General features: G+C 73.1%; 23 protein-coding genes. 12 read left to right on the top strand and 11 right to left on the bottom strand.

The window, feature by feature from the left end; all coding sequences use genetic code 11:
• Window positions 1-36: 36 nt before the first annotated feature.
• From AB0J71_RS01130 to AB0J71_RS01110, 5 genes are all read right to left on the bottom strand, one after another.
• Window positions 37-774, bottom strand: a complete 738-nt coding sequence (locus AB0J71_RS01130) for a peptidase E (protein ID WP_352323059.1) — start codon at window positions 772-774, stop codon at window positions 37-39.
• A 36-nt stretch (window positions 775-810) separates the two neighbouring features.
• A complete protein-coding gene (locus AB0J71_RS01125; RefSeq protein WP_352323060.1) occupies window positions 811-1704 on the bottom strand; it encodes a TIGR01777 family oxidoreductase in 894 nt (297 codons plus the stop codon).
• 66 nt (window positions 1705-1770) lie between these two features.
• Window positions 1771-3237, bottom strand: coding sequence for a 2-oxoglutarate dehydrogenase, E2 component, dihydrolipoamide succinyltransferase (sucB, locus tag AB0J71_RS01120; protein WP_364411852.1), 1467 nt, complete (start codon window positions 3235-3237; stop codon window positions 1771-1773).
• 38 nt (window positions 3238-3275) lie between these two features.
• The gene (gene lpdA / locus AB0J71_RS01115; RefSeq protein WP_352323062.1) at window positions 3276-4640 is read right to left on the bottom strand and encodes a dihydrolipoyl dehydrogenase; all 1365 of its coding nucleotides are present in this window, start codon (window positions 4638-4640) and stop codon (window positions 3276-3278) included.
• A gap of 51 nt (window positions 4641-4691) precedes the next feature.
• Window positions 4692-6161 (bottom strand): leucyl aminopeptidase, encoded by a 1470-nt coding sequence (locus AB0J71_RS01110; protein WP_352323063.1) that lies wholly within the window; start codon window positions 6159-6161, stop codon window positions 4692-4694.
• A 105-nt stretch (window positions 6162-6266) separates the two neighbouring features.
• Here AB0J71_RS01110 and AB0J71_RS01105 point away from each other — a divergent pair, with 105 nt between their 5' ends.
• The 3 genes from AB0J71_RS01105 to AB0J71_RS01095 are packed head-to-tail and all read left to right on the top strand — an operon-like array spanning window position 6267 to window position 8460.
• The gene (locus AB0J71_RS01105) at window positions 6267-6614 is read left to right on the top strand and encodes a GntR family transcriptional regulator (RefSeq protein WP_352323064.1); all 348 of its coding nucleotides are present in this window, start codon (window positions 6267-6269) and stop codon (window positions 6612-6614) included.
• Window positions 6611-7576, top strand: coding sequence for a hypothetical protein (locus AB0J71_RS01100; protein WP_364411849.1), 966 nt, complete (start codon window positions 6611-6613; stop codon window positions 7574-7576). The genes AB0J71_RS01105 and AB0J71_RS01100 overlap by 4 nt, the downstream gene beginning before the upstream one ends.
• Complete coding sequence (locus tag AB0J71_RS01095; RefSeq protein ID WP_364411846.1) at window positions 7573-8460, top strand: CPBP family intramembrane glutamic endopeptidase; 888 nt, start codon at window positions 7573-7575, stop codon at window positions 8458-8460. The genes AB0J71_RS01100 and AB0J71_RS01095 overlap by 4 nt, the downstream gene beginning before the upstream one ends.
• Before the next feature lie 71 nt (window positions 8461-8531).
• On the opposite strand, the gene AB0J71_RS01090 is transcribed toward AB0J71_RS01095, so the two are convergent.
• Complete coding sequence (locus tag AB0J71_RS01090) at window positions 8532-9275, bottom strand: adenosylcobinamide-GDP ribazoletransferase (RefSeq protein WP_352323067.1); 744 nt, start codon at window positions 9273-9275, stop codon at window positions 8532-8534.
• 35 nt (window positions 9276-9310) lie between these two features.
• Between AB0J71_RS01090 and AB0J71_RS01085 the strand changes: the two genes are divergently transcribed.
• Window positions 9311-10111 (top strand): ATP-binding cassette domain-containing protein, encoded by an 801-nt coding sequence (locus AB0J71_RS01085; RefSeq protein WP_352323068.1) that lies wholly within the window; start codon window positions 9311-9313, stop codon window positions 10109-10111.
• Between the two features lie 22 nt (window positions 10112-10133).
• Here AB0J71_RS01085 and AB0J71_RS01080 read toward each other — a convergent pair whose 3' ends face one another.
• Window positions 10134-11117 carry a bifunctional adenosylcobinamide kinase/adenosylcobinamide-phosphate guanylyltransferase gene (locus AB0J71_RS01080; protein ID WP_352323069.1) on the bottom strand — a complete coding sequence of 328 codons (984 nt, stop codon included), beginning with the start codon at window positions 11115-11117 and terminating at the stop codon, window positions 10134-10136.
• Window positions 11118-11127: 10 nt separating this feature from the next.
• On the bottom strand, window positions 11128-11850 hold the full coding sequence (locus tag AB0J71_RS01075; protein WP_364411844.1) for an SCO2322 family protein: 723 nt from the start codon (window positions 11848-11850) through the stop codon (window positions 11128-11130).
• Between the two features lie 84 nt (window positions 11851-11934).
• Here AB0J71_RS01075 and AB0J71_RS01070 point away from each other — a divergent pair, with 84 nt between their 5' ends.
• Window positions 11935-12141 (top strand): hypothetical protein, encoded by a 207-nt coding sequence (locus AB0J71_RS01070; protein WP_352323071.1) that lies wholly within the window; start codon window positions 11935-11937, stop codon window positions 12139-12141.
• A gap of 62 nt (window positions 12142-12203) precedes the next feature.
• Here the strand turns inward: AB0J71_RS01070 and AB0J71_RS01065 are convergent, their stop codons facing one another.
• Entirely contained in the window at window positions 12204-13202 is a 999-nt protein-coding gene (locus tag AB0J71_RS01065) for an aldo/keto reductase family protein (protein WP_352323072.1), read from the bottom strand.
• A 56-nt stretch (window positions 13203-13258) separates the two neighbouring features.
• Here AB0J71_RS01065 and AB0J71_RS01060 point away from each other — a divergent pair, with 56 nt between their 5' ends.
• Entirely contained in the window at window positions 13259-14215 is a 957-nt protein-coding gene (locus tag AB0J71_RS01060) for a hypothetical protein (RefSeq protein WP_352323073.1), read from the top strand.
• A gap of 108 nt (window positions 14216-14323) precedes the next feature.
• On the opposite strand, the gene AB0J71_RS01055 is transcribed toward AB0J71_RS01060, so the two are convergent.
• Entirely contained in the window at window positions 14324-14908 is a 585-nt protein-coding gene (locus tag AB0J71_RS01055; protein WP_352323074.1) for a DUF3043 domain-containing protein, read from the bottom strand.
• 151 nt (window positions 14909-15059) lie between these two features.
• Here AB0J71_RS01055 and AB0J71_RS01050 point away from each other — a divergent pair, with 151 nt between their 5' ends.
• From AB0J71_RS01050 to AB0J71_RS01025, 6 genes are all read left to right on the top strand, one after another.
• Window positions 15060-15863 carry a PspA/IM30 family protein gene (locus tag AB0J71_RS01050; RefSeq protein WP_352323075.1) on the top strand — a complete coding sequence of 268 codons (804 nt, stop codon included), beginning with the start codon at window positions 15060-15062 and terminating at the stop codon, window positions 15861-15863.
• Window positions 15860-16138 (top strand): hypothetical protein, encoded by a 279-nt coding sequence (locus AB0J71_RS01045; RefSeq protein ID WP_352323076.1) that lies wholly within the window; start codon window positions 15860-15862, stop codon window positions 16136-16138. Before AB0J71_RS01050 ends, AB0J71_RS01045 begins: the two co-directional genes overlap by 4 nt.
• A 5-nt stretch (window positions 16139-16143) precedes the next feature.
• Window positions 16144-17043, top strand: coding sequence for a zinc metalloprotease HtpX (gene htpX, locus AB0J71_RS01040; protein WP_364411841.1), 900 nt, complete (start codon window positions 16144-16146; stop codon window positions 17041-17043).
• Window positions 17044-17049: 6 nt separating this feature from the next.
• Window positions 17050-17607: a hypothetical protein gene (locus AB0J71_RS01035; RefSeq protein WP_352323078.1), complete on the top strand. Its 558-nt coding sequence runs from the start codon at window positions 17050-17052 to the stop codon at window positions 17605-17607.
• Window positions 17608-17632: 25 nt separating this feature from the next.
• Entirely contained in the window at window positions 17633-18976 is a 1344-nt protein-coding gene (locus tag AB0J71_RS01030; protein WP_364411839.1) for an alpha/beta fold hydrolase, read from the top strand.
• A gap of 61 nt (window positions 18977-19037) precedes the next feature.
• Window positions 19038-19637 (top strand): SIMPL domain-containing protein, encoded by a 600-nt coding sequence (locus AB0J71_RS01025; protein ID WP_364390723.1) that lies wholly within the window; start codon window positions 19038-19040, stop codon window positions 19635-19637.
• 118 nt (window positions 19638-19755) lie between these two features.
• Here the strand turns inward: AB0J71_RS01025 and nadA are convergent, their stop codons facing one another.
• Window positions 19756-20913: a quinolinate synthase NadA gene (gene nadA / locus AB0J71_RS01020; RefSeq protein WP_364411836.1), complete on the bottom strand. Its 1158-nt coding sequence runs from the start codon at window positions 20911-20913 to the stop codon at window positions 19756-19758.
• Window positions 20914-20940 lie beyond the last annotated feature (27 nt).

Raw genomic sequence — 20940 nt, 5'->3', positions numbered from 1 at the left:
AGCCTATTGTGCCGTTCCCTCACCCTGTCCGGGTAATCAGGGGGTCAACAGGCGTGGCTCGATCCTGAACTCCTTGACGCCGTTGGCGCCGTCGTACTCCAGCCGGTAGGCGTACGCCCGCGGGTCGACGGTGACCGCCTGGATGAACTCGGTGCCCACGTAGTGCAGGGCGACGCCCTCGTCGGCGGCGTACCCGCCGGGCAGCTCGCCGGAGGCGACCGACTCCTGCAGCAGCGGGCGGCGCTGCGGCTCGGCGTTGTAGTGCACCCCGCACGAGTACGGCAGCAGCGCCATCCCGTCGGCCCACGGGCGCAGCGCCGGGCCGAAGGAGTCGGTGTTGCCGCCCACGTGCCAGCACAGGGCGCCCGCGCTCTGCCCGGACAGCACCACGCCGGCCCGCCAGGCCTCCTCGAAGACCTCGTCGAGGCCGTGCAGCCGCCACAACGCCATCAGGTTGGCCACGCTGCCGCCGCTGACGTAGATCATGTCCTGTTCGAGCGCCCAGGCCCGCGCGTCCTCGACGTTGGGCATGGGGAAGACCGTCAGGTGGCTCAGCTCGACGTCCCAGCCGGAGAAGGCGCCGTACATCTTCAGCAGCCAGTCGGCGGAGTCGCCGAGGGCGGTGGCGACCAAGCCGAGCTTGGGGCGGTCCTGGCCGGTCAGGTCGAGGCCGTACCGCAGCAACCCGCTCGCCTCGATGAAGTTGTGGCGCTCGCTCGGGCGGAACGACCCGCCCCCGATGGCCAGAATGTGCGACTGCCCGGACCTGCTCATGTCGGATCTCCCGCGTGCTGAAGGACGAACGGCACCCTACAGTACGGCGCGCAGCGCCTCGTCGAGACGGGTATGCGTGAAGCCGTAGCCGCTGTCAAGCAGTTTCCGCGGGATCATGCGATGGCTCGGCAGCAGCCCCGCGCGGGCGAATTCGCCCACCCCGATGGACAGGGCGAACGCCGGTACCGGCATGGGGACTGTGCCTTTACGCAGGCATTTACCCAGAGTCCGGGTGAATTCTTCGTTGGTGACCGGAGAAGGGGACCCGAGATTGACCGGACCTTCGATTTCCCGATTTTTCAGGATATGTAGTGCGGCGGCCACCCAATCGTCCAAGGAGATCCACGACCAGTACTGCCGGCCCGTCCCCAGCGGCGCGCCCAGCCCCATGCGGAAGATCGGCAACATGCGCCCGAGCGCCCCGCCGTGCCGGCTCAGCACCATCGCCGTGCGCAGCCGCGCGACCCGGCACCCGGCCTCGGCGGCCCGCTCGGCCTCCCGCTCCCAGCGCTCGCACAGCTCGGCCAGGAACCCCCGGCCCTTGCCCTGGCTCTCGTCGATCTCCCGGCTGCCCGTGTCGCCGTAGAAGTCGACCCCGGAGGCCGACAGCAGCACCTCGGGCGGCCTGCCGAGCGCGCGCAGGGCGTCGACCAGCAGCCGGGTGCCCTCGACGCGGCTGCGCACCAGCTCGCGCTTGTAGCCGGTGGTCCAGCGCCGGTCGCCGACCGAGGCCCCGGCCAGGTGCACCACGGCCTCGGCCCCTTCGAGCGCGGCCCGGTCGAGCACCCCCGCCGAGGGGTCCCAGAAGGCCTCTCCCGGCCCCGCGGGCTCCCGCCGGACCAGGCGGACGACCTCCCGCCCCTCGTCGCGCAGCGCCCCGACCAGCGCCGTACCGATCAGGCCCGACGCCCCGGTCACGATGATCGCCATGGCCCCCACAGTACGCCAGAGGCCGGGCGGCCCCCCGAAGGAGCCACCCGGCCTCAAGAGCGATGACTACGCGAGCCCGAGCTGGGCCTCGAAGCGGCCCTCCTCCAGGCGACGCTTGATCGTCGTCAGGAAGCGGGCGGCGTCGGCGCCGTCGACCAGGCGGTGGTCGTAGGTCAGCGCCAGGTAGACCATCGACCGCACCGCGATGACCTCGCCCTCGGGCGTGTCGAGCACGACGGGCCGCTTGACGACCGCGCCGGTGCCGAGCATGCCCACCTGCGGCTGGTTGAGGATCGGCGTGTCGAACAGCGCGCCACGGCTGCCGGTGTTGGTCAGCGTGAACGTGCCGCCGGTGACCTCGTCGGGCGTCACCTGGTTGTTGCGGGTGCGCTCGGCCAGGTCGGTGACCTTGCGGGCCAGGCCGGCCAGGTTGAGGTCGCCGGCGTTCTTGACGACCGCCGCGAGCAGGCCGCGCTCGGTGTCGACCGCGACGCCCAGGTTCTCCACGTCGAAGTACGTGACCTCGTTGGTCTCGTTGTTGATCGTGGCGTTGAGCTTCGGGTGCTGCTTGAGCGCCTCGACGGTGGCCATCGCGAAGAACGGGGTGAAGGTCAGCTTCACGCCCTCGCGGCGGAAGAAGTCGTCCTTCGCCCGCGCCCGGAGCTGGGCGATCTTCGTGACGTCGACCTCGACGACCGACGTGAGCTGCGCCGCGGTCTGCAGCGACTCGACCATGCGCTTGGCGATGGTCTGACGCAGCCGCGTCATCTTCTCCGTACGGCCGCGCAGCGTGGTGTCGACCTCGACCGGCTCGGGCGCCGCGGCGACCGGGGCCTGGGCGGCGGCGGGGGCCGGCGCGGCGGCGGCCGGCTGGGCCGCCGGAGCCGCGGCCGGGGCGGCGGCCTGCTCGCGCTGGGACTTGGCGGCCTCCAGCACGTCCTGCTTGCGGATGCGGCCGCCGACGCCGGTGCCGTTGATCGAGTCGAGGTCGACGCCGTGCTCGTTGGCGAGCTTGCGCACCAGCGGCGTCACGTAGGGGCTGTCGCCCGCGGGCGCCGGCGCGGCCGGCTCGGCGGCGGGCTGCTGCTGCGGAGCCGGAGCCTGCGGGGCCGGAGCCGGAGCGGCCTGCTGCGGGGCCGGGGCCTGCGGGGCCGGAGCCGGGGCGGCCTGCTGGGGAGCGGGCTGGGCCGGGGCCGGCTGCGGGATGGAGGAGGCCGGGGGAGCCGGGGCGGGCTCGGGCTCCGGCTCGGGCTCGGGAGCGGCCTGCGGGGCCGGGGCGGCGGCGCCCGGCTGGGCGTTCTCGTCGATGATGGCGAGCTCGGCGCCGACCTCGACCGTCTCGTCCTCAGCCACGACGATCTTGGTCAGGACACCCGCGGAAGGCGACGGGATCTCGGTGTCGACCTTGTCGGTCGAGACCTCGAGGAGCGGCTCGTCGGCCTCGACGCGCTCGCCCTCCTTCTTCAGCCAACGGGTTACCGTGCCCTCGGTCACGCTCTCGCCGAGCTGGGGCATCTGTACGGAGACCGGCATCGTTATTCTTCTCTCGCGTTCTGATCTCGAGGGCTGGACTAGTTGTGTACGTGCAACGGCTTGCCGGCCAGGGCCAGCATCGCCTCACCGACTGCCTCGGACTGAGTCGGATGTGCGTGGATGAGCTGGGCGACCTCTGCGGGCAGCGCCTCCCAGTTGTAGATCAGCTGGCCTTCCGTGACGAGCTCGCCGATGCGCCGGCCCACCATGTGGACGCCGACGACCGGGCCGTCCTTCTGGGCGATGACCTTCACCGCTCCGGAGGTGCCGAGGATCTGGCTCTTGGGGTTGCCGGCCAGGTCGTAGACCTGCTCGACGATCTCGATGCCGCGCTCGGCGGCCTGCGCCGACGTGATGCCGACCGAGGCGACCTCGGGGTCGGAGTAGGTGATGCGGGGCACGCCGGCGTAGTCGATCGGCGGCGGGTTGAGGCCGGCGATGTGCTCGGCCACCATGATGCCCTCGGCGAACCCGGCGTGCGCCAGCTGCAGCGTGGGGATCAGGTCGCCGATGGCGTAGACGCCGGGGACCGAGGTCTGGCAGTGCTCGTCGACCACGACGGCGCCGCGCTCGACCGTGACGCCCTGCTCCTCGAAGCCCATGCCGGACGACACCGCGCCGCGGCCGACCGCGACGAGCAGGATCTCGGCGTCGAGGGTCTTGCCGTTGGCCAGGGTGACGACGACGCCCGTCTCGGTGGTCTTGGCCGAGTCGAAGAAGACGCCCAGCTCGTACTTGATGCCGCGGCGGCGGAAGGCCCGCTCCAGCAGCTTGGAGCTGGACTCCTCCTCGGTGGGCAGCAGGTGCGGCAGCGCCTCGACGATCGTGACCTCGGCGCCGAAGGAGCGGTAGACGCTGGCCAGCTCGACGCCGATCACGCCGCCGCCCAGGACGATCACCGACGACGGCACGCGGTCCATCTTCAGGGTGTGCTCGCTGGTGATGACCCGCTCGCCGTCGATCTCCAGGCCGGGCAGCGTGCGGGGGGCCGAGCCGGTGGCCAGCACGAGGTTGGCGCCCTCGTAGACCTCCGAGCCCACCTGCACGCTGCGCGGGCCCACCAGCCGGCCCTCGCCCTCGACGACCGTCACGCCCGCGCCCTTGAGCAGGCCCTGGACGCCCTTCCAGGCCCGCGTGACGATCTTGTCCTTGAACGCGTGCACGCCCTGGACGTCGATGCCCTCGAAGCTCGCCTTGACGCCGAAGGACGCGCTCTCGCGGGTCTCGTCGGCGACCTCGGCCGAGTGCAGCAGGGCCTTCGTGGGGATGCATCCCCTGTGGAGGCAGGTGCCGCCGATCTTGTCCTTTTCGATGAGGACGACCGACTTGCCCAGCTCGGCCGCCCGGAGCGCGCAGGCGTAACCGCCGCTGCCGCCACCTAGGACGACGATGTCATAGGCCACAGGAAGGCTCCTTGTCGGGGTGTTCGTGATGCCGTCATCTTTTCATTTGTTTCAGATGCTCGCGTGCCGCTCTGCGAGTCCGATGAGGGTGCGGGTGATGGCGCCGGTGCCGCCCTTGGGGGTGTAGCCGTACGGCTCGCCCTTGTTGTAGGCCGGTCCGGCCATGTCGATGTGCGCCCAGCGCACCCCGTCGGGGACGAACTCCTTGAGGAAGATGGCGGCGGTGAGCATGCCGCCGAAGCGCTCGGGGTGGAGGTTGGCGATGTCGGCGACCGGCGAGTCGAGGCCCTTGCGCAGTTCCTCCGGCAGCGGCATGCCCCAGGCGCCCTCGCCCGCGGCGGTGGCGGCCTCGACGACCAGCTCGCGGACGGCGTCGTCGTTGGCCATGACGCCCGCGGTGCGCCAGCCGAGCGCGACGATCTGCGCGCCGGTCAGCGTGGCGATGTCGACGATCAGGTCGGGGTCGTCCTCGGCGGCGCGCGCGATGCCGTCCATGAGCACCAGGCGGCCCTCGGCGTCGGTGTCGAGCACCTCGACGGTCTTGCCGCTGTAGCTGTGGATGACGTCGGAGGGGCGCTGGGCGGTGCCGCTCGGCAGGTTCTCGGCCAGGCAGAGGTAGCCCACGACGTTGACCGGCAGGCCGAGCCGGGCGATGCCGACCAGCGCGCCGAGCACGGCGCCCGCGCCGCCCATGTCGGACTTCATCCAGTCCATGGCGGCCGACGGCTTGAGCGACAGGCCGCCGGAGTCGAACGTGATGCCCTTGCCCACGAACGCCAGCGTCTTGCCCGCCTCGGGGTGGCTGTAGGCGAGGCGGACCAGGCGCGGCGGGTTGACCGAGCCCTGGCCGACGCCGACCAGGCCGCCGTAGCCGCCGTCCTTGAGCTGCTTCTCGTCGAGGACCTCGACGGTGAGCCCGTGCTTGGCGCCCTCCTGCTCGGCGATCTCGGCGAACTTGGCCGGCCACAGGTCGGACGGTGGCGTGTTGACCAGGTCGCGGACGAGCGAGACCGACTCGGCCAGCACGCCGGCCCGCTCGGCGGCGGACTCGCCCCGGCCGGACAGGACGGTGATCTCGGAGACGGGCGCCTTCGGCGGCTCGCCCGTGCGGTAGCGGTCGAAGCCGTACGCGCCGAGCAGCGCGCCCAGGGCGACGGCCTCGGCCTGGGCGTCGTCGTCGGCAGGCAGGGCCAGCGCGGCGCGCGCGGTGCCGGCCAGCGACCGCACGGCGGCGCCGGCGGCGCGGCGAAGGGACTCGTGGTCGGAGGAGTCGCCCAGGCCGACGGCGACGAGCACCGGGGCCTGGACGGCGCCGAACGTGGGCAGCTTGGCCAGCTCTCCGGGTTTGCCGGAGAAGCCGAGCGAGCTGAGGGAGGTGGCGAGGTTGCCGCCGAAAGCCGCGTCGAGGGACTCAGCGCCCGTGGCCGGGCGGGGGCCGTCCTGGCCGGGCCGGAAGCCGACGATCAGGGCGTCGGTGTCGACAGAGACTGGGTCTGCTGAGTTCAGCCGCACAGTGGTCACGTAAACCGATGCTATCCACGGTTTCTGCGTACTCACAAACAGGGGTTCATCCTACAAATGCTGGTCGGGCGCATTCCGTTTCATGGTGCTAGTGTCATTAGCATCATGTTGCTAGCGCTCGATCTCAACGACGCACGGCCCCTCCATGAACAGGTGGCCGGCGCCATCCGCCGCGCCATCGGCGAGGGCTCCTACGCGCCCGGCGACCGCCTTCCACCGGCCCGCGACCTCGCCAGGGCGCTCGGCATCAACCCCAACACCGTGCTGCGCGCGCTGCGCGACCTGCGCGACGAAGGGCTGCTGGAGTTCAGGCGGGGCCGCGGGGTCAGCGTCGCGGGCCAGGCCGACGGGCGCGCGCTGCTCGTGCAGCGCGCCCGGGAGCTGCTGGAGGAGGCCAAGAGGCACGGCTACCGCCGTGAGGACCTCATCACCATCCTGGAGGATCTGCCATGAACCCCCGAATCCCGGCGGCCGCGTGGGGCGCGGCCGTCACGGCGGCCCTGGTCCTGGCCCCCTTGGGGCTGCGCGACCGGCTGCCCGACCCGCTGGCCACCCACTGGGGCGCATCGGGCGTCGACGGCTCGGCCTCCTTCCAGGCCCACGTGCTGACCGTGGCGGCGGTGTGGACCGTGGTGTGGATCGCGTTCCTGGCCGTCGCCGCGCGGGGCTGGGCGCTGCGGCACCGCAACGGGCGGGCGCTGTGGTGGGGCGGGCTGTTCGGCGGCGGCGTCCTGGTGCTCGGCACGCAGGCCGCCACGCTGGCGGCCAACCTCGACGTGCCCGACTGGACGGCCGCGAGCCTTCCCGGCTGGCACGTCCCGCTGGTCGTCGTCGGCTCGCTCGGCGTGGGCGTGCTCGCCGGGTCCCTCGGCAGGGGCGGGCCCGACCCGGTCGAGGGCGTCGCGCCGCCCCCGGCCATGAAGCTGCGGCCCGGCCGCCGTACGGTCTGGGTCAGCCGGCTGGTCAACCCCTGGCTGGTCGCGCTGACGCTGGTGGCCGCGGCGGCGGTCGTCGTGCTCTGCGGGCTGCGCCTGGCCGGCGTCCTGTCGCCGGCGACCTTGGCCTCCGCCCTGCCCGGGGCGGTGATCGTGCTGGTCGCGGGGCTGGCGACGGCGACGCTGTCCGTACGGGTCGGCGACGACGCGCTCGTCATCGGCTTCGGGCCGTTCGGCGTCCCGGCGCGCAGGATCCCGCTGTCGCGGATCGACCGGGCCTGGACCGAGGACCGCAGGCCGAGCGAGGTCGGCGGCTGGGGCTTCCGCGGCCTGCCCGGCGCGGCCACCATCATGCTGCGCGGCGGCGAGTGCCTGGTCGTCGGCTACCGCTCCGGGGGGCGGCTGGCGATCAGCATCGACGACGCCGAGCGCGGCGCCTCCCTCATCAACGCCCTCGTCTCGGAGCGTGCACGGTCATGAGAAAACAGCTTCCCGTCTTCCTCGCCCTCGCCTTCGGGCTGTCCTGGCTGGTGGCGCTGCCCATCTGGCTCGGCGCGGGGCTGGGCTCGCCGGCGGCCAAGGGGCTGGCCGCGGTCATGATGTTCACGCCGACCGCCGGGGTGCTCGGGGTGTGGGCGCTGTCGCGCGCGCCCTGGCGGCGCTGGGCCGCCGAGACCGGCCTGACCCTGGGCGACAGCAAGGGCCGCACCGGCCGGTACGTGCTGGCCGCCTGGCTGGGCGTGCCGCTGCTGATCGCCGTCTGCGCCGGGCTCAGCACCGCCGTCGGGCTGTTCCCGCTCGACCTCGACCGGTTCAGCCTGTTCCGGGCCCAGCTCGCGGCCGCGGGCGTGCAGCCGCCGGCCGACCCGGGCCCGGCGCTCTACCTGCAGATCGCCATCGGCGTGCTGGCGGGCCCGGTGCTGAACGCGGTCCCGGCGCTGGGCGAGGAGTGGGGCTGGCGCGGCTGGCTGCTGCCCAGGCTGTCCGCCACGTACGGCCCGATCGGCGGCCTGGCGCTGTCCGGGGCGATCTGGGGGCTGTGGCACGCCCCGCTCACCCTGCTCGGCTACAACTACCCGAGCCTCGGGTCGTGGGCGGCGCTGCAGTTCACCGGCTTCTGCGTGCTGGCCGGCGTCGCGATCGGCTGGCTGCGGCTGCGTACGGGCAGCGTGTGGCCCTGCGTGGTCGCGCACGGCTCGCTGAACGCGGTGTTGCCCGCCGTGTTGCTGCTCGGGGACGCCGCGGCCCCGCCCGACACGGCGGTGTCCGGGCTCACCGGGCTGGTCGGCTGGGTCCCGCTCGCCCTGCTCTGCGTGGTGCTCCTGCGCCGCCTGCGCGCCCGCGCCCCGCAGCCGGCCGCCTGACCCCGCCTGCGCCGGTCCGCCGGTCCGCCGGTCTGGCGGTCTGGCGGTCTGGCGGTCTGGCGGTCTGGCGGTCAGGCCAGGATCGCGTACACCACCAGCGCGGCCGCCGTCCCGGTCTCCACCAGCGCGCCGAACACGTCACCCGTGACGCCGCCGAGCCGCCGCCGGGCGTGCCGGAGCAGCAGCAGCGCCGCCCCGAGCCCGGCCGCCAGGGCGACCGGCGGCGCCCACGTCCCGGCCGCCAGCCCCAGCCCGCCGGTCACGGCCAGGGCGGCGACCGTGGCCAGCCACGCCGCCGGATCGCCGACGGTGCCCGCCACCATCGCCCCGAGCCCGCCGGGCCGCGCGGCGGGCACGCTCGCCCGGCACGCCCAGGTGAGCGCCAGCCGCCCGGCCACGCAGGCGGTCACCAGGGCGGGGTAACCGGCCCCGGTCAGCGCCGCCGCCTGGACGAGCAGTGTGAGGACCAGCGTCATCACCCCGAACGGCCCGATGTCCGACTTTTTCATGATGTCGAGGGCGTCTTTGGCGGGCCGGCCGCTGCCCAGGCCGTCGGCCAGGTCGGCCAGCCCGTCCAGGTGCAGCCCCCGGGTGAGCGCGGCCAGCAGCCCGAGCGCGAGCGCCGCGCCCAGCAGCGGCGGCCCCGGCAGCAGCAGCGCCAGGCCGGCGACCGCGCCGAGCCCCAGCCCGACCGCGGGGGCGGCCACCATGGCCGGCCCGGCGACCTCCCGATCGATCCTGTCGACCGGCACGGGAACGGCGCTGAGCATGCCGATGGCGAAGCGCAGCCCATGGGTCAGCTCAGCAAGCGGCATAACGACCGATCCTAGGGCCGACTAATGTGGCGGGAATGCACGTGCTTGAACTCGAAGGTGTAGCTGTCCGGGTTGTCGGCAAAACGCTGCTCGACGGCATCGACTGGCAGGTGGCGTACGGCGACCACTGGGTGATCCTCGGCCCCAACGGCGCGGGCAAGACCACTCTGCTCTCACTGGCCGGGGCGGTGCGCCACCCGAGCGAGGGCGCGGTCAGCGTGCTCGGCCACCGGCTCGGCCGGGTCGACCTGCGAGAGCTGCGCCGCCACATCGGCCTGGTCGCGGCCAGCCAGCGGCTGATCGACGAAGACCTGCTGGAGGAGGAGGGCGCCACCGCCCACACGGTGGTCCTGACCGGCCACACCGGCACGAGCGTCCCGCTGTGGGACAAGTACGGCGACAACGAGCGCGAGCGCGCCACCCGACTGCTGGCCGACCTGGGCTGCAAGGACCTGGTCGAGCGCCCGTTCCGGGTGTGCTCGCAAGGGGAGCGGGCCCGGGTCAGGGTGGCCAGGGCGCTCATGGCCGAGCCCGCCGTGCTGCTGCTCGACGAGCCGTTCGCCGGACTCGACCTGCCGGCCCGCGAGGACCTCATCACCGCCGTCGAGCAGCTGGCCGCCACCCGTCCGGTGCTGACCACGGTCACCGTGACCCACCACCTGGAGGAGGTGCCCGCGACCACCACGCACGCGCTGCTCATGCGCGACTCGCGGCTGCTGGCCGCCGGGCCGGTGTCGGAGGTGCTCACCCCCGGCCTGCTGTCCGAGTGCTTCGGCCGCCCGCTGCACGTCGACCGCCTCGACGGCCGCTGGTACGCCAGAGCCGTACGCCCGTAGCCCCTGCTCCGGGGGCCCGAGGTCACAGTTCCAGAAGGCGTCCCGCGACCACCAGGGCGACGTACTCGGACTCGGCGGCGAGCCGTTCGTTGAGCTTGCCGAGCGCGTCCCTGAAGGCCCGGCCGGCGGACGTGGCGGGCACCACGCCCATTCCCACCTCGTCCGAGACCGCCACGAGCGGCACCGGCGTGCCGCGCCACGCCTCGACCAGCTCCGCGCAGCGCCGGGCGACCGGCGTGCGGTCGCCGTCCCAGGCCCCGTGCTCGTCGAACACCGCCGCCAGCCACGTGCCCAGCCCGTCGATCAGCAGGGGCGTGCGCGCCGCCGCGATGACCGCCACCAGGTCCGTCGTCTCGGCCGTGTCCCAGTGAGCGGGCCGCCGTTCCCGGTGCGCCCGTACCCGCGCCGCCCATTCGCCGTCCGCCGCGCCGTCGCCGCCGGTGGCGACATAGGTGACGTACGGCTCGGCCGCCAGCCGCAGCTCGGCCTCGGCCGACTTGCCCGACCTGGACCCGCCGAGCAGCAGCGCCCGCCGCGGCGGCGTCTCGCGTACCGTTCCGCCGCACTCCAGGACCGTCCCGTCCGGCACGGCCACCGCCCCCCACAACCGCAGCCGCCTGGCCAGCTCCTCCTCCGACCTGATCCGGTGGTCCAGCCACGCGGCCACCACCGTGGTCCGCTCGTCGGCCAGCCCCGCGCGGCGCAGCTCGCCGAGCCGCTCCGGGCGGTCCAGCAGGTCCAGCACGACGATGTCGTAGCGGGCGGGACCGTCGGAGGGGGCCTCCCGGCCCGGCGGCAGGCACAACACCGCCGCGCCGTCGGCCGCCACCAGGCCGAGCCCGCCGCCGAACGCGCCGCCGCCGGTGAAGGGGAACCGCGCCGCGTCGTCCACGACCAGCTCGAAGGGGCGGCGACGGCCTTGGGGGAGCCGGGCGCACGAGGCGCACGAGCACCCGTCCACGGGCCAGCCCGCCGCACCCCCGGTCCCGGAGAGAAGAAGCTTCACCGCCCAGAGGCTACCGACCGGCCCGACCCGCCCGACCGGGGCGGCGGCGGGCGGCCAGGGCCGTGCCCGCGCCGACCAGCAACAGCACCCCGGCGGCGGCCGCGATCAGCGGCGCCGGAATGCCGCCGGGCGCGCTGGCGGGCTCGGCGGCCCGCTCGGCGACGTCCGGCTCCCCGGACGGAGCGCTCTCCGCACTCCCGGACGGGACGGTCCCCGAGCCCCGGGACGGGTAGCCGCTGACCGACACGACCTCGCCGCGCCCGTTCACGCCGACCCTGGCCGCGGCGGCCAGGAGCTGGGCGGCGGTCGCGTCCTCGGCGCCGGTCACGCAGCGCAGCAGCGGGTGCGCCGGCGGCCGGTCACCGGGCGGGACGTCGCCCTCCCCGTCCCCGAAGTCCACCGCGACCACCACCCGCTTGTGCCCCGAACCGGCCGCGTCCTGGACGCACACCGCCGGGAACGACGGCAGCTCACCCCCCGGCGGCTCGCCCACCGCCCCGTCGGCCGAGACCGCGAAGCGCCACCCCACGACCGAGCCGTCCGCCGGCTCGTACGCGGCCGTGGACGCCAGCCACGCCGTGCCGTCGCTGCGCCAGACCCCCCACAGCCGCACGACCTCCGGCGCGGGACCAGCGGGCCGCGAGGAGGGTGAGCCGAGCGCGGAGGAGGGGAGAAGGAGTACGGCGGCCGCCCCCAGGACGACCGCCGCGGCAACACGGCCCGCGCGCAGCATCGATGGACCTCCGAGCTCGGGAGTAGGGTTCCAGTGCCGTCGGAGGGAAGGCGCCGGCGAACCCGCGGAGAAGGAGCGTATGGCATGACATGGCGGTGGCGTTATGAAAATGCAAATGGTGGTGAGGTGACGGACCGCCCTTTGCCGCGAGAGGTTTTCCCGAGTCAGGCCGATGCGGAGTCCTGGCTCGGGGAGAACTGGCGTGAGCTGCTCGAATCCGGCGTCGAGCAGGTGGCGCTGCTCGACGAGGACCGCGTCGAATACACGGGATTGTCATTGCGTCCGGAGTGATCCGCGAAAAAACGGAAACCCCTTGAGCGCATTGTGGCTCAAGGGGTTTTCCGTTTTCCGGGTCACGGACGGGTGGCGGGGCTCACCGTCTTGGCCGGGTCGCGCTCCACGACCGTGCCGAGCACGTCGTCGATGCGCTTGAGCACGTCGTCCTCCAGCTTGACGCCGGCCGCCTTGACGTTGTCGCGCACCTGCTCGGGGCGGGTGGCGCCGACGATGGCGCTGGAGACGTTCGGGTTCTGCAGCACCCAGGCCACGGCGAGCTGGGCCATGGTCAGGCCGAGGTCGTCGGCGATCGGCCGCAGCTCCTGCACGCGGGTGAGCACGTCGTCGTTCATGTACCGCGCGATCATGGCGCTGCCGCTCGCGTCGGTCGCCCGCGAGCCCTGCGGAGGCTGCTGACCGGGCAGGTACTTGCCGGTGAGCACGCCCTGCGCGATCGGCGACCAGACGATCTGGCCGATGCCCTCGCGCTCGCTCAGCGGCACGACCTCAGCCTCGATGACCCGCCACAACATCGAGTACTGCGGCTGGTTCGACACGATCCGGTCGAAGCCCATCTCGTCGGCGATCTTCAGCGCGCGGCCGATCTGCTCGGCCGTCCACTCGCTGACGCCGACGTAGAGCACCTTGCCCTGGCGCACGAGGTCGTCGAACGTCTTGAGGGTCTCCTCGAGGGGGGTCTCGTTGTCGAAGCGGTGGGCCTGGTACAGGTCGACGTAGTCGGTCTGGAGGCGGCGCAGCGAGGCGTGGATCGACTCGGTGATGTGCTTGCGGGACAGCCCGCGGTCGTTCTTGCCGGGGCCCGTGGGCCAGTAGACCTTGGTGAAGATCTCCAGCGACTCCCTGCGGACGCCCTTGAGCGCCCGGCCGAGCACCTCCTCGGCTTTCGTCCCCGCGTAGACGTCGGCGGTGTCGAAGGTGGTGATGCCCTCGTCGAGCGCCGCCTGCACGCACAGCTTGGCGGCGTCCTCCTCGACCTGGGAGCCGTGGGTGAGCCAGTTGCCGTAGCTGATCTCGCTGACCAGGAGACCGCTGCGGCCGAGGTGTCGGAATTCCATACGTTCGACCATAGAGCGTCACATGAGCCGATTCGATTCGGGATAGGGTGCGCGACGTGCTCAAGCTCGTCCGCCAGGCTCTCACCGCGGCCGTCCTGATCGCCCTCGCGGTGCGGTTGCGCCGCCGGGCCCGCCTGCCGCGGGCCGAGCCGCCGCCGTCCGTCCCGGCTCCCGCGCCGCGGCGCCGGGGTGCGGGGACGGTCCTGTCGTGGCTGGTCATCGGGGTCGTCGTGACCCTGACGCTGGGGTTCGCCCTGATGGGGACGTCGGTGCAGCGCGGCGCCCTGGCCCTCGTGCGCGCCGTCACCGAGCAGGAGGAACCGCCCCCGGCGGGCCGCGAGGCCCTGACACCCGTGACGCCCCTGACGCCCGTGGAGCCGCCGGCCGACCCCGCGGCGACCGCGCAGCCCACGCCCGCCGCCTCCGCCGCCCAGGCGCCCAACTGCGCGCCCCGGCGCCGCCCGATCGACCCCCGCAGGGTCGCGCCCGACGTCAAGCGGGCCGTGGACGCCCAGTGGCGGCGCATCGAACGCTGGCTCAGGAGCAACGCCCCCCGCACCTACCGCACGCTCGGCGGCCCGGTCAGGGCGCGCACGATCGCCGTGGCGGAGTCGCAGATGGGCGTGGACTTCCCCGACGCCCTGCGCGCCTCCCTGCTGCGCCACAACGGCGCGCGCGGCGCCGGGATCCTCGGCTTCCGCCCCGGGGCGGGTGACCACCTCACCGTCCGCGGCATCAGGGACGCCTGGCGCGAGATGTGCGCCCGCCGCCCGGCCGGCTCCTGGGACGGCCTGCTGATCCCGATCCTGTCCTACACGACCGCCGACGGCGCCACGGCGTACGCCACCGTGAGCTCGGCCGACGGGACGGTGGCCGGGGTCACGGCCAGGCGGCTGCGGTCGTCGTACACGCTGCTGCGGACCGTCGCCGACGCCCTCGAACGGGGCGGCACGATCGACGGACGCCGCCCCGTGGTCACCGGCGGCCTCCTGCGCTGGAAACCCGCCCGCTGAGCGGGCGGGACGCGGGGAGGCGGGAAGCACGAGTGCCCACCACCGGACGGTGATGGGCACGCGGGCGTCGCCGATAAGCCGTTTTCCCGAAAAATCGGGAAAACGGGGCTACTTCTTGGGCGGCGCGGGCCTCCCGCCCGGCAGCACCGTGGGCGGCGGGAAGCGCAGCTTGCGGATCTGCAAAGCGCGCATCGCCGCGTAGAAGCCGACGCCCTTCACGCTCTCGTTGGGGAGCTTGGCCGCGACCTCCTTCTTCACCTTCCACGCCACGTAGAGGGAGGTGGCCAGGACGCCGACCATCATGATCGGCCAGCCGACCGCGATCACGATGTTGAGCACCTTGGCGCGGATCTCGATCGGCCACGGGATCCAGGTGGCCAGCAGGATCAGTAGCGAGAACGGCAGGAAGTACTGGCTGGGCAGGCGCCGCGAGTCGACCCAGTCGCGCGCGAACTTGCGCGCCGGGCCCTTGTCGCGAACCGGAAGATAACGCTCGTCACCTGCGAGCATGCCCTTGCGGGCCCGGTCGCGCTCGGCGGCCTGCTTGGCGCGCATCTGCCGATAGGCCTCCTTGCGGTCCTTCGGCGCGGAGACCGGCTGGCGTCGTCTGCCCTCGGCATCCCGGCGCTTGGGTGTGGGACGACCTTTACCCTGGGGCTTAGGATCGTCAACGGGGACGGGGGTGTCGTCCACGGAGGTTTGGGATCGGCGTCGCAACACACGTCAACCCTACCTGGACTGCAACTTAGTGACGCCCCCGTGCGTTATGCGTAGGGTAATCCCAAGGCGGCTGCGCTGCATTGGGTGAACACCAGCACGACCTAGAAGGGGACGGCCGACGCGCATGAGCGTGATGAAGAGACTTTCGATGATCTTCAAGTCCAAGGCCAACAAGGCCCTGGACAAGATGGAGGATCCGCGCGAGACGCTTGACTACTCCTATCAGCGGCAGCTCGAGTTGCTGCAGAAGGTGCGTCGAGGGGTGGCCGACGTGGCCACCTCGCGCAAGCGGGTAGAACTGCAGATCAACGGCCTGGAGGCGCAGGCCAGGCGCTACGAGGACCAGGGCCGCAAGGCGCTGTCCGTCGGGCGCGAGGACCTCGCCCGCGAGGCCCTGCAGCGGCGGTCCAATCTGCAGGGGCAGATGGCCGACCTCAAGGTCCAGCACGACAACCTGCAGGCCGAGGAGGAGAAGCTGACCACGGCTTCCCAGCGGCTGCAGGCCAAGGTCGACTCCTTCCGCACGAAGAAGGAGACGATCAAGGCGACCTACACCGCCGCCGAGGCCCAGACGCGCATCAACGAGGCGTTCTCCGGCATCTCCGAGGAGATGGGCGACGTCGGCCTGGCGATCCAGCGCGCCGAGGACAAGACGGCGCAGATGCAGGCCCGCGCCGGCGCGATCGACGAGCTGCTGGCCAGTGGCGCGCTCGACGACTTCAGCGGCACCCGCGGCGACGACATCCAGGCCGAGCTCGACCGCATGGGCGGCGGCATGGACGTCGAGCTGGAGCTGGCCCGGATGAAGGCCGAGCTGGGCCAGGGCCCGGCGCCCAAGAGCGCCATCGAGCAGGGCCAGCCGCAGCAGCAGGCCCAGCCGCAGCAGGGTCACACCCAGCAGCTGCGTCAGCCCGGGGAGAACGCATGATCGTCAGAATCATGGGCGAGGGCCAGGTCGAGATCTCGCCGGACGACATCGCGGTGCTCAACGAGCTCGACAGCGAGCTGGAGGCCGCCATCGAGACCGGTGACGAGGGGGCCTTCCGCGTCAAGCTGCACGCGTTGCTCGACAAGGTGCGCCATGTGGGCAAGGCGCTTCCCGACGACAGCCTTGAGCCGTCAGAGCTGATCCTTCCCCCCGCGGACGCCTCGATCGAGGAGGTCCGGGAGATGCTGGGCGACCAAGGCCTCATCCCGGGCTGAGCCCCGTGGGCACGTGGTTCGCGTCCGACAGCGGCCTGACCCGCCGCATGGTCGTGACGATGTTCCTGCTGGGGCTGCTCTACGTGGCGTTCGTCGGCGTGCTGATCGCCCTCGGCGTGCGCGCGCTGACCGTGCTGGTGCTCGCCGGGGGGCTGCTGCTGGTGCAGTACTTCCTGTCCGACCGCATCGCCCTGTTCGCGATGCACGGACGGGAGGTCTCCCCACAGGAGGCCCCCGAGCTCCACGGCCTCATCGACCGGCTGTGCGCGCTGGCGGACATGCCCAAGCCGCGGGTGGCGATCGCCGACTCCGACGTCCCCAACGCCTTCGCCACCGGCCGTAACCAGAAGCGGGCCGTCGTCTGCGTGACGACGGGCATCCTGCGCCGCCTGGAGCCTCAGGAGCTCGAAGGCGTGCTGGCGCACGAGTTGTCGCACGTCGCCCATCGCGACGTCGCCGTCATGACGATCGCCTCGTTCCTCGGCATCGTCGCCGGGCTGATGACGAGGTTCGCCCTGTACGCCGGCTTCGGCGGGCGCCGGGACAACGGCCAGGGCGGCGTGCCGGTCGGGCTGATCATCATGTTCGTCTCGCTGGTCGTGTACGCCGTCAGCTTCCTGCTCACCAGAGCCCTGTCGCGTTACCGCGAGCTGGCCGCCGACCGGGCCGGAGCGCTGCTCACGCAGCGTCCGTCGGCCCTGGCCAGCGCGCTGACCAAGGTCACCGGCGACATGGCCCGGATCCCGACCACCGACCTGCGCGAGGCGGCGCCGTTCAACGCCTTCTACTTCGCGCCCGCCCTGGCCAGGGGGGAGACGCTGGCGAACCTGTTCTCCACGCATCCGCCGCTGGAGCGCCGGCTCGAACTGCTCGCGTCCATCTCCAAGCAGCTCGGAAGGGGCTGAGGCCGTATGGGCTGGCTCGACTCGCTGCTGGGCCGGTCCAAGCCGGTCAAGCCCAACCTCGACGCGCTGTTCGCGCTGCCGTCCGCCGCCGTGACGCTCCAGGCCGCGACCGGTCTCGTCCCCACCGGTCTCGGCTCGGTGTCGTTCAGGGCCGCGGAGGGCGGCGCGTTCGCCACGCTGGAGAGCGACGTCAAGGCGCTGCTCGGCGGGCGCGTCGAGGAGTCCGACGACGGCTACGGCTACACCTGGCTGCTGGTCCGCCGCGCGCCGGACGACGTCAGCGACCTGGTCACCGAGCTGCACGCGGTCAACTCCTCGCTGGAGTCGGCCGGGTTCGGGCCCTCGCTGCTGTGCTCGCTGGTGTCGTTCGCCGATCCGGCGGGCAGACGGCTGGCGGTCGTGTACCTGTACAAGCGCGGCACGTTCTACCCGTTCGCGCCGCTGCCCGGGAACAGGCGCGACAACGCCCTCGAACTGCAGGCCAGAGGCGTCCTGGACGGCGAGCTGCCGCTGGAGGCCGACCTCGGCCGATGGTTCCCGGTATGGGGTGCCCCGGGCCTTTGACCACGGATGGTGTTCTAATCATCACGTGGAGCGAAGGTTGTTCGTCGCCGCGGCCGCGGCGCTCATCGTGGCGGCCGTGCTGTACAGCGCCTGGATCACCGGCCAGTTCACCACGCCCGCCGTGGACAGGACCGACGGCTACGTGAGCGAGCTGGCCGCCCGCGACCAGCCGTGGACGCGCCTGTTCCGGGTCAGCGACGTGCTGGCCGGGCTGGCCTGCCTGGCCGCCGTCGCGACGCTGCCCAGGGTGGCGCGCGAGTGGGCCGGCTGGCTGGCGCTGGCCGCCTTCGGGCTGCTGACGGTCGTCTCCGGCCTGGTCCCGCTCGACTGCGCCGCGCTGAGCGACCCCACCTGCCGCGGCGTGGGGGTCTCGCACCGGCTCCACATGGTGGCCGGCGCGCTGGCCACGACGGCCGTGCTGACCGCCATGGCGGTGCTCTCCGCGCGCTGGCGCTCGTGGGTGTCGTGGTTGTTCACCGGCCTGAACGTGGGCGCCACCGCTCTCATGCTGGCCGCCCTGGCCGCCGGACGGCTGGCCGGCGTCGCCCACCGGATCCAGCTCACCATGGTCGCCGTCTGGGTCGTGTACGTGGCGCTGCGGCTGCTCGTCCATGACGACGACGAGGCCCCCGCCGGGCCTCCGCACGTCCTCGACCAGGGCGCGGGCCCCGGCGTGCTCATCACGGCCGGTCTCGGCGGCGCCTGGTTCCACTGGGACGCCGTGGCCGCCGGACTGGCCGCCTGCCACCGGGTCGTCCGCTTCGACCGTCCGGGGCTCGGCCTCAGCCCGCCCGCGACCGACCGGCCCACCCTGTACGGCGAGGTGGCCCGGCTGGCCGCGCTGGCGCCCGCGCAGCCGTCCCAGGTGACCCTGGTCGCGCACGGCCTGTCCTGCTGGCACGCCGAGGCGTTCGCCCGGTTGCACCCGCTCTGCGTGGCCAAGCTCGTCCTGGTGGACCCCAGCCCGCCGCCCGTGGGCCGGCCGCTCGCGCTCGCCGCCGCACTGGGGGCGTGGCTGCCCGCGCTCGGCGGCACGTGGGGCGCGAACGTGCTGGCCCGCCTGACCGGGCCGCCGGCGCACCGCCTGGTCACCGGCATGGGCGACCCCTTCGGCGTGTACCGGATGGGCAAGGTGCCCGCGGCCGTGGCGGGGGAGTGGCTGGCCCGCCGCGACATGGCCGCCGACCTCCGCGACATCCGCGCCGGCCATCCCTTTCCCGACATCCCGGTCACCGTGCTCGCCGCGGGCGGCCGGGACGCCCGCAGGCAGAGCCTGGCGGCCCGCCTCGACGCCAAGCTGGTGCTGCTGCCCCGCTCGGGGCACCAGATCGAGCTGGACGATCCGGACGCGATCGTCGACGCCGTGTGAACCGCCCGCGGGTGGGGGCAGGCTCGTAGGATCGAGGCGAACCCAGTCGAGGGGGGCAGGCGTGGACATCTCCGTCGTCGGTGAGGGCAGCGTGCAGGCCGCGCCCGACGTCCTGCGGTTGACGGCGGGCGTCGAGGTGCGCAGGGCGTCGGCGTCCGAGGCGTTCACGGCCGTCAGGGCCGCCGCGGCCCGGCTGGCCGACGCGCTGGCCGGGGCCGGGGTCGCGGCCCACGACGTGCGCACGGTCGAGCTCTCGCTCGGCCCCGAGTACGAGGTCTACCCGAAGGTCTCGGCCTACCGGGCGGCCCAGGGCGTCGAGGTGGTCGTCAGGGACCTGTCGCGGGCCGACGCCGTCATCGACACGGTCGCCGGCGTGGGCGAGGAGGCCCGGCTCAACGGCGTGGCCTTCGAGCTGTCCGACCCGGCGTCGGTGCTCGGCGAGGCCAGGACGAGGGCGTTCAGGGACGCCGCGGCCAAGGCCGCCCACTACGCCGAGCTGGCCGGCCGCCCGCTCGGCCCGGTGGTGTCGATCTCCGAGGACGTCAGGGGCGGCCCCCAGCCGCTGGTCACGATGGCCGCAGCGGCCGACAGCGCGTCCTCGGTCAGCCCCGGCCGCCAGACGCTGACGGTCGGCGTCCGCGTCGGCTACGACTTCGCCTGAAGCCGGGACCCGCGCCGCGACCGAGCCGGGACCCGCGTCGGGCCCGTCCGGAACGCGGCCGGGCCCGTGGCGAGGGCGGGCGCTCCTCGCCACGGGCCCGGCCCGCCGGGGGAGGGCGTTACGGGAGCGCCAGCATGCGGTCCAGCGCGACCCTGGCCCAGTGGGCGGTGTCCTCGTCCACCGTGATCCGGTTGACGACGTCGCCCAGCACGAGCGACTCCAGCGCCCACACCAGGTGCGGCAGGTCGATCCGGTTCATCGTGGAGCAGTAGCAGACCGTCCGGTCCAGGAACGACACGTTCTTGTCGGGGAACATCGCGGCCAGCCGCTTGACCAGGTTCAGCTCCGTGCCGACGGCCCAGCTCGACCCGGCGGGCGCGGCCTGCAGGGTCTTGATGATGTGCTCGGTCGAGCCCACGTGGTCGGCCTTGAGCACCACCTCGTGCCGGCACTCGGGGTGCACCAGCACGTTCACGCCGGGGATGCGCGCGCGCACGTCGTCGACGGACTCGGCCGTGAAGCGGCCGTGCACCGAGCAGTGGCCCTTCCACAGGATCATCCGCGCCCGGTCGAGCTGCTCGCGGGTCAGCCCGCCGTCGGGCCGGTGCGGGTTCCAGACCACGCAGTCCTCCAGCGACATGCCCATCTCCAGCACCGCCGTGTTGCGCCCGAGGTGCTGGTCGGGCAGGAACAGCACCTTGCGGCCCTGCTCGAAGGCCCAGTCGAGCGCCCTCCTGGCGTTGGAGGAGGTGCACACCACGCCGCCGTTGCGCCCGCAGAACGCCTTGATGTCGGCGCTGGAGTTCATGTACGTGACGGGGACCACCTCGCCGGCCAGACCGGCGTCCTCAAGGGCCTCCCAGCACTCCTCCACCTGGTCGAACGTGGCCATGTCGGCCATGGAGCACCCGGCGGCGAGGTCGGGCAGCACCACCTTCTGGGCCTCGCCGGTGAGGATGTCGGCGGACTCGGCCATGAAGTGCACGCCGCAGAAGACGATGAACTCCGCCTCGGGCCGCGCGGCGGCCTGCTGGGCGAGCTTGAAGGAGTCGCCGGTCACGTCGGCGAACTGGATGACCTCGTCGCGCTGGTAGTGGTGGCCCAGCACGAACAGGCGGTCGCCCAGCGCCTCCTTGGCCTTGCGGGCGCGTTCGACCAGGTCAGGGTCGGACGCGGGCGGCAGCTCGCCGGGGCAGTCGACGCCCTTCTCGCTGTGCGGATCGGCGCCCTGCCCGAGGACGAAGAGCGGCAGCCCAGTCTGGGTGGCCATCGCCATACCCCCTTATCGTCGTTTTGACGATAC

The sequence above is a fragment of the Nonomuraea sp. NPDC049637 genome, from assembly GCF_040675235.1.
Lineage (GTDB): Bacteria > Actinomycetota > Actinomycetes > Streptosporangiales > Streptosporangiaceae > Nonomuraea.
This window is presented reverse-complemented; position numbering and strand designations above follow the sequence as displayed.